General features: G+C 50.0%; 7 protein-coding genes. 1 reads left to right on the top strand and 6 read right to left on the bottom strand.

Going from position 1 to position 6913, the window contains the following annotated elements; all coding sequences use genetic code 11:
* The 4 genes from RDL68_RS05790 to prfA form a co-directional block, all read right to left on the bottom strand.
* Window positions 1-271 (bottom strand): hypothetical protein (locus RDL68_RS05790; protein ID WP_308540735.1); only part of this gene is annotated, 271 nt, incomplete at its 3' end.
* Between the two features lie 234 nt (window positions 272-505).
* Window positions 506-1372, bottom strand: coding sequence for a class II fructose-1,6-bisphosphate aldolase (gene fba, locus RDL68_RS05785; protein ID WP_308540734.1), 867 nt, complete (start codon window positions 1370-1372; stop codon window positions 506-508).
* Window positions 1373-1471: 99 nt separating this feature from the next.
* On the bottom strand, window positions 1472-3850 hold the full coding sequence (locus tag RDL68_RS05780) for a glycogen/starch/alpha-glucan phosphorylase (RefSeq protein ID WP_308540733.1): 2379 nt from the start codon (window positions 3848-3850) through the stop codon (window positions 1472-1474).
* A gap of 120 nt (window positions 3851-3970) precedes the next feature.
* Window positions 3971-5050: a peptide chain release factor 1 gene (prfA, locus tag RDL68_RS05775; protein ID WP_308540732.1), complete on the bottom strand. Its 1080-nt coding sequence runs from the start codon at window positions 5048-5050 to the stop codon at window positions 3971-3973.
* Between the two features lie 48 nt (window positions 5051-5098).
* Here prfA and RDL68_RS05770 point away from each other — a divergent pair, with 48 nt between their 5' ends.
* The gene (locus RDL68_RS05770; protein ID WP_308540731.1) at window positions 5099-5287 is read left to right on the top strand and encodes a hypothetical protein; all 189 of its coding nucleotides are present in this window, start codon (window positions 5099-5101) and stop codon (window positions 5285-5287) included.
* On the opposite strand, the gene RDL68_RS05765 is transcribed toward RDL68_RS05770, so the two are convergent.
* Both RDL68_RS05765 and RDL68_RS05760 read right to left on the bottom strand, forming a co-directional pair.
* Window positions 5248-6360 (bottom strand): peptide chain release factor N(5)-glutamine methyltransferase, encoded by a 1113-nt coding sequence (locus RDL68_RS05765; protein WP_308540730.1) that lies wholly within the window; start codon window positions 6358-6360, stop codon window positions 5248-5250. The genes RDL68_RS05770 and RDL68_RS05765 overlap by 40 nt on opposite strands.
* Before the next feature lie 152 nt (window positions 6361-6512).
* Window positions 6513-6913: hypothetical protein (locus RDL68_RS05760; protein ID WP_308540729.1), on the bottom strand; the 401-nt coding region annotated here is incomplete at its 5' end.

The raw sequence follows: 6913 nt of genomic DNA, 5'->3' as shown, positions 1-6913 counted from the left end.
CCGTTTCCAGCTCAGCTTCGGCTGCTTCTTTTGCTGTCTTCGTCTCAGTAGCCTTTTTCTCCAACTCGTCGTCGGTTTTTTTCTTTTCTAACTCTTTAACTTTTGCATCTGCATCGTCAACATAATCAGTGATAACATCACTCATGTCTTCTTGCGCTCTTTCAAGCTGCTTCTGCGTAACTTCTTTCTGGGTTTCTACAGCCATTTCTCCGTCAGCCAAGACGGGGGTCACCAGAACGCCGCCGAACGCCAAAGCGCCGGCAAGTGCCAATGCTAAACACGTTTTGTTTTCATTGTCATCCTCCGTAATTTGTTAGTTCCTGCTTTGTTATCAGCTGCTATGGTTGTGCATGTAATCGAGAAAGTGTGGGAAAGACAAAATCCCCCCCCCGATTTACAGAACCATGATATCAATCTTGCTCTTCTTCGTCAATGCAATTCGCGCGTTTTTGCCGAATTTATTGCAAAAATGTAAGAAAAAACGTGTTGTTTTGCTTTCCACGCTTTATTCCGCTTTGCCGACCGAACCGAACATTTCCAACTTTTCTTTGACCGTCGCTTTAATGGCGTCGGTGCCGGGTGCTAACAGCTTGCGCGGATCAAAGCCTTTGCCTTGCTGGTCTTTTCCGGCTTCGATGTATTCACGCGTCGCTTGGGCAAAGGAAAGCTGGCATTCGGTGTTCACGTTGATTTTGGCTACGCCAAGGGAGATGGCTTCGAGAATCATCTCTTTGGGAATGCCCGTGCCGCCATGCAGCACCAGCGGCATGTTGCCGGTTTCTGCTTTGATGCGACGAAGGGCATCGAAATCGATCCCCTTCCAATTGGCAGGATATACGCCATGAATATTGCCGATGCCGGCTGCCAAAAAGTCAATGTTGAGATCGGCGAGGCGCTTGCACTCCGCCGGATCAGCTATTTCTCCCATGCCGACGACACCATCCTCTTCGCCGCCAATCGTGCCGACTTCGGCTTCGACAGATATGCCGTTCTCATGCGCATAACGCACAATCTCCTCCGTTTTTTCAAGATTTTCCTCCAGTGGAAAATGCGATCCGTCGAACATGACAGAGGTATAACCGGCTTCAATACACTTTTTCGCCCCTTCATAGCTGCCATGATCCAAGTGCAGCGCAACGGGAACGGTAATGCCCATGGCTTTGTCCATGGCGCGCACCATGGCAGCAACGGTCTCATACCCTGCCATGTACTTGTTGGCTCCTTCTGAAACACCTAAAATAACCGGCGATTTCAGTTCTTCGGCGGTTTCCAGCACCGCTTTTGTCCATTCCAGATTGTTGATGTTAATCTGTGCGACGGCATAATGTTCCTTTGCCGCCTTGTTAAGCATTTCTTTGGCTGATACCAGCATGTCTTCCTCCTTTTCGTGTGACGACTTAACGCCTTCTTTTCCACTTACTCTTCGGTTTTTCGGCAGAGCCTTTGTTATATGACCGTTACACCAGAGCCTTTACTGTATGGTTTCCACTTTCCAAATATCGCGCACGTATTCTCGCACCGTGCGGTCGGATGAAAATTCGCCGCAATTGGCGAGATTCATGAGGCACTTCTTTGCCCAACCGAGACGGTCGCGATAGGCGCAATCGACGCGCTGTTGCGCTTCGACGTAGCGTTCAAAATCGTAGAGCAGATAATATGCATCTCCGCGCTCGCCGTGTTGTGGCGCAACCAGCGAATTATAGACATCCAAAAACATGTATGTCCCATGATCGGACAGGCGTTGATCGAGTAGATAGTCAACGACTTCTTTGATTTCGGGGTTCTTGTGGTAGTATTCGAGCGGATTATACGAGGACGCAACGCCTTCCAACTCTTCAACCGTCGCACCGAAGCGGAAATTATTCTCTTCGCCGGCGTCCGCAAAAATCTCGATGTTTGCGCCGTCATACGTGCCGATGGTCGGCGTGGCGTTAAGCATGAACTTCATGTTGCCCGTGCCGGAGGCTTCTTTTCCCGCAGTGGAAATCTGTTCGGAGATGTCTGCCGCCGGAAAGAGTTTTTCGGCGGAGCTGACGCGATAGTTTTGGACAAAGACCACACGCAGTTTCTTTCGTGTGTCGGGGTCCGCATTTACCATGCGTGCCACCTCATTGATGAATTTGATGATGGCTTTGGCGCGGAAATAACCGGGTGCCGCCTTTGCTCCGAAAATGAAGGTGCGCGGTACCATATCCAGTCCCGGATTCTTTTTGAGTTTGTTGTACAAATACAGGATATGCAGAATATTCAACAGCTGTCGCTTGTATTCGTGCAGACGCTTAATCTGCACATCGAAGAGCGAATCAGGGTCGATGGCAATGCCTTCAGTGCGCTTAATATAGTCCACTAACTGCCGTTTTTTCTCCTGCTTGATGGCGTTGAGTTCCTGAAGCGTTTCCGTATCATCGGCATAGCATTCCAGCCCCTTTAACAGCGTCAAATCATGATGCCAGGCATCGCTTCCCAGTTTTTTCGTGATGAATGCAGACAGTTCGGGATTGGCATATTGCAGCCATCGTCTCGGAGTAACGCCGTTGGTTTTGTTGCTGAATTTTTCGGGCATGACGGCATACCACTGTTTGAGGGTTTCGGTTTGGAGAATGGTGGTGTGAATGTTCGCCACGCCGTTGACCGCTACGGCGCACCAAACCGCAAGATATGCCATTTCCACGACATCGTCATGGATGATACGATAGGTGTTTATCTGTTCTTCGGGCATTCCCTGCTGACGAAAAACGGAAATCATCTTCTGGTTGATTTCTTTGATGAGCTCGAGGCAGCGCGGACAAACCTCGTCCACAATGTCGAGGCTCCACTTTTCCAGTGCTTCCTGCAAAACGGTATGGTTCGTAAAAGCAAACGTATGCGTTGCTATTTCATAGGCTTCGTCCCAAGAAAGCTCCTCTTCGTCGATTAAAATGCGCATCAGCTCCGGAATAGCTATCACGGGGTGCGTGTCGTTGAGCTGTATGGAGTGCAATGCGGCAAAGGAACGGAACGCCGTGTCTTCGGGATAATTATTCTTGTAGCGTACGAGCAAGTCCTGAATGCTTGCGGAGGTGAAGAAATATTGCTGTTTGAAACGCAGTACTTTTCCGGCACGCTGCATGTCGTTGGGATACAGCACCCGCGTAATATCTTCGGCGCGGTTTACTTCGCGCAGGGCATCGTCGTATGCAAAGTTGTTGAAGCGGTCGAAATCAAATCCGGATTCCAACGGTTCGGCTTGCCACAGGCGCAGCGTATTCACAACGCCGTTTTTGTACCCGATAATGGGCATGTCATAGGGGACTGCACGCACGGCTTCGTCGCGGAAGCGCACGATTTTGGCATCTTCTTCACAACGAAGCGACCAAAAATCGCCTTTTTTTGTCCAGTCGTCGCCTTCTTCGCGCTGAAAGCCGTCAATGAATTTTTGTTCAAAAATGCCCTGGCTATAACGCACGCCATATCCCTGTACGGGATAGCCTTCGCTTGCAGCAGAATCAATAAAGCAGGCAGCTAAGCGTCCTAATCCGCCGTTGCCGAGGGCGGCATCGTCCTCTTCGTCTTCGAGCTGTTCAAAATCAATGCCCAAGTCGCTGAGCACGGCTTTGACTTCGTCCAAAACACCTAAATTGAGCAAGTTATTTCCCAGCGCTCGTCCCACCAAAAATTCCGCCGAAAAATAGTATTCATTCCGCATGGTTTTGGTTTTTTCGCGCGTTTCCATCCAAGAATCGGTGATGCGATTCATAATCGTATGCGAAAGAGCGGCGTATTTTTCAAAGGATGATGCCGTTTCTATCGTCTTGCAAAACAGCTGCTTCGCACTTATATTCCATTCTTGCAGAAACTGCTCTTTATCCATAGAACCTCCTACTTTGGCTTGTGTGGCACAGTTTTTATTCGTCTTCGTCGTTCGTTTCGCGTAAACCGTATTTCTTCCCGTTCATTCGGTTTTCTTATTTTTGTCCTCGTCGATTTTACCCTATTCGGCGCGGTCGGTCACGAGTGCCAGTTTTTTCATCTGGTCTTCGGTTTGCAGCGCCTCAATCATTTCGCCGATGTCGCCATCAAGAAATTCATGAATCTGATAAATCGTGCGGTTAATGCGATGGTCCGTAATGCGTCCCTGCGGAAAATTATATGTGCGGATACGCTCGCTACGGTCGCCGCTGCCTACCTGAGATTGTCTGGCTGAGGCGATTTCCTGATTCTGCTTTTCCAGTTCTAAGTCATAGAGTTTGGTCTTGAGAATATGGAGCGCTTTTTCTTTGTTCTTCAGCTGACTCTTTTCATCCTGAATCGCTACGACAATGCCGGTCGGAATATGCGTCACGCGCACGGCGGAATCGGTGGTGTTTACACACTGACCGCCATGTCCGCTGGAACGGTATACGTCGATGCGCACGTCGTTGAGGTTCAGCTGGACATCCACGTCTTCCGCTTCTGGTAATACCGCAACGGTCGCAGTAGAGGTATGGATGCGTCCGGAGGATTCGGTTTCGGGTACGCGTTGTACGCGATGTACGCCGGATTCATATTTGAGCCGGGAATAGGCGCCTTCGCCTTTTACCATAAAGGTCGCTTCTTTGATGCCGCCAATGCCCTGTTCGGTGCGATCCAATTCCTCGGTCGTATACCCTTCTTTTTCGGCATACATATGGTACATGCGGTATAAATCGCCGGCAAATAGTCCTGCTTCGTCTCCGCCTGCGCCGGCACGTATTTCTACAATGACGTTTTTGTAATCGTTGGGGTCTTTCGGCACAAGCAATAGCTTGAGTTCTTCTTCTTTTTTCTGTGCTATGTCTTCTTGTTCGTCCAAATCCGCCTTGAGCATGGCTTCCATGTCCGCGTCTTGTGCTTCTTTGAGCATTTCGCGGTCTTCTTTCGCCGTGTTCAATGCCTTTGTATATTCCTGATAGGCTTTAGCGATGGGCTTGCGCTCGACATATTCCCGATTGACTTTGCGCCAGGCATCCATGTCGGCAAGCAGCACCGGATCAGCAAGTTGCTGTTCCATTTCGCGTAGTTGGCTTTCAATATGTTCTAAACTTTCAAACATGATTATCCTCTTTGGTTGGTGTTGGGGTTGTTGTAGTGATGGGGTGCGATGGCGCGTGTGATGGCGTGCGCGATTGTGCGTGCGAAGGTACGTGCGATGGTGCGTGCGAAGGTTCTTCCCGACCCTGGCAAATGCGCTTTTATCCACTTTGCCAGGGGGATTGGGCGCGCGACCCCGGCAAAGTCGCATAAGGCCAGCTATCGTTCGGCGCGAACAAAACGGTCACGTCCGGCATAGTCGGGATACACTGAAACGGCGCAAAACCCTGCCTGACGAAACAGATTGGCAACGTCCTTTCCCTGACGGTCGCCAATTTCCATGAGCACAACGCCATGCGGACGCAACAGGGGTTTCAGGAGAGGAATCCAAGCCTGATATAAGGCGAGACCACCTCTTCCCGGCTCTCCGGCAAACAAAGCCGATGAAGGTTCGTAGCGCAATTCCTCTTGCAGTCCCTCTTTTTCCAGCGGATCAATGTAAGGCGGATTCGATAGTAACACATCCACCGCTTCCGGAAGGACAGAAGGTCCGTCACCTAAAATCCATTCTATCATGTTTTCCGCAAATTCCGATGCCTCATCCGAAGCTCTCCGTGAAGGCGACGAATAGGAGGCTTTCTCATCCGACGTATGGCTCGAAGTCAGCGATGTTTCCTGTTCGCCATTTCCTTCTCGTTGTGGTGGATGAACGGAGGAACGCATAATTAGTCGATTTGCATTTTCCTTTGCAAGAGCAAGCGCATCCGCCGAACAATCCGTTGCGTAAATTTTCTTTGGCTTCGGATTTGCTTCCAATGCGATGCTTAACGCGATAGCTCCGGTACCTGTACCGATATCCGCAATGATCTTTCCACCCAACTCGTCCCGAAGCGCCATTTCCACCAGAAGCTCTGTTTCGGGACGAGGAATGAGCGCACGTGGATCGACGTGAAACAAGTGGCCGTAAAACTCCCATTCTCCGATGGCGTATTGAAGCGGTTCGCCGGCAAGACGGCGTCGGACAATTTCTTGATAGCGCTGAAGCATCTCCGGAGAAAGTCCCTTTTCGATTGGATGTTGTTTGCTCTTGTCTTTTTGAATGGGGATGGCACTTGTATTTCTCGCTGAATTAGGCACGCCGTTTGCGATTCTTCCCGATTCCGCACTTGTCTCATTTTGCGCACTTGTCTGGCTTTGCGTACTTGTCTCGCTTTGCAAACTTTTCGCGCTTTGTGCACGCAACGCTCCTGGAGTCGTATTCAAAAGATAGGACAAAGCCAGGTAGCCTTCCCCATTCGGTAAAAGCGATGCCCATTGCGCAATAGTCTTCATCTTGCCTCCTGTTTGCTAACGTCTTCGCTTCGTTCTGTACACTTTTCTCTTCGTCGTTCTTCCATTTCTGCTTTTGGCGTCATTACTGTTTTCCTTATATATTGTAACGATGTTGGAGGCAAGACTCTACTGTTGGATGCCGCGGATAACGGTCATAAAAAATGTCGAACGCTTGTATGGTTGTAGTCTTCTTTGTCGTTTTTTAGAGGTGGTTGAAATGCGAACGTGCTGCCTGACCCTGGCAAATGTGTTTTTTTATGTTTTGCCAGGGGTGTTTGGGCTGTGAGCGACCCTGGCAAATCGTGTTTTTTGGACTTTGCCAGGGGTGGTTGGGGTGTGACTGACCCCGGCAAATCGCATTTTTTCCATTTTGCCAGGGGTGATTGAGGTTCCCACGACCCTGGCAAATCCACTTTTTTGCCGTTTGCCAGGGGTGGTTGGGGTGTACCCAACCCTGGCAAATTCACTTTTTCGCCGTTTGCCAGGGGTGGTTGGGGTGTGACTGACCCTGGCAAATGCTCTTTTTCGCCGTTTGCCAGGGGTGGTTGGGGTG

It is taken from the genome of uncultured Murdochiella sp. (assembly GCF_902488755.1).
Lineage (GTDB): Bacteria > Bacillota > Clostridia > Tissierellales > Peptoniphilaceae > Murdochiella.
This window is presented reverse-complemented; position numbering and strand designations above follow the sequence as displayed.

Excerpts from the sequence above, each read along its gene's own strand:
- fba (WP_308540734.1), bottom strand. The coding sequence starts at position 1,372 with ATGCTGGTATCAGCCAAAGAAATGCTTAACAAGGCGGCAAAGGAACAT.
- RDL68_RS05780 (WP_308540733.1), bottom strand. The coding sequence starts at position 3,850 with ATGGATAAAGAGCAGTTTCTGCAAGAATGGAATATAAGTGCGAAGCAG.
- prfA (WP_308540732.1), bottom strand. The coding sequence starts at position 5,050 with ATGTTTGAAAGTTTAGAACATATTGAAAGCCAACTACGCGAAATGGAA.
- RDL68_RS05770 (WP_308540731.1), top strand. The coding sequence starts at position 5,099 with ATGGCGCGTGTGATGGCGTGCGCGATTGTGCGTGCGAAGGTACGTGCG.
- RDL68_RS05765 (WP_308540730.1), bottom strand. The coding sequence starts at position 6,360 with ATGAAGACTATTGCGCAATGGGCATCGCTTTTACCGAATGGGGAAGGC.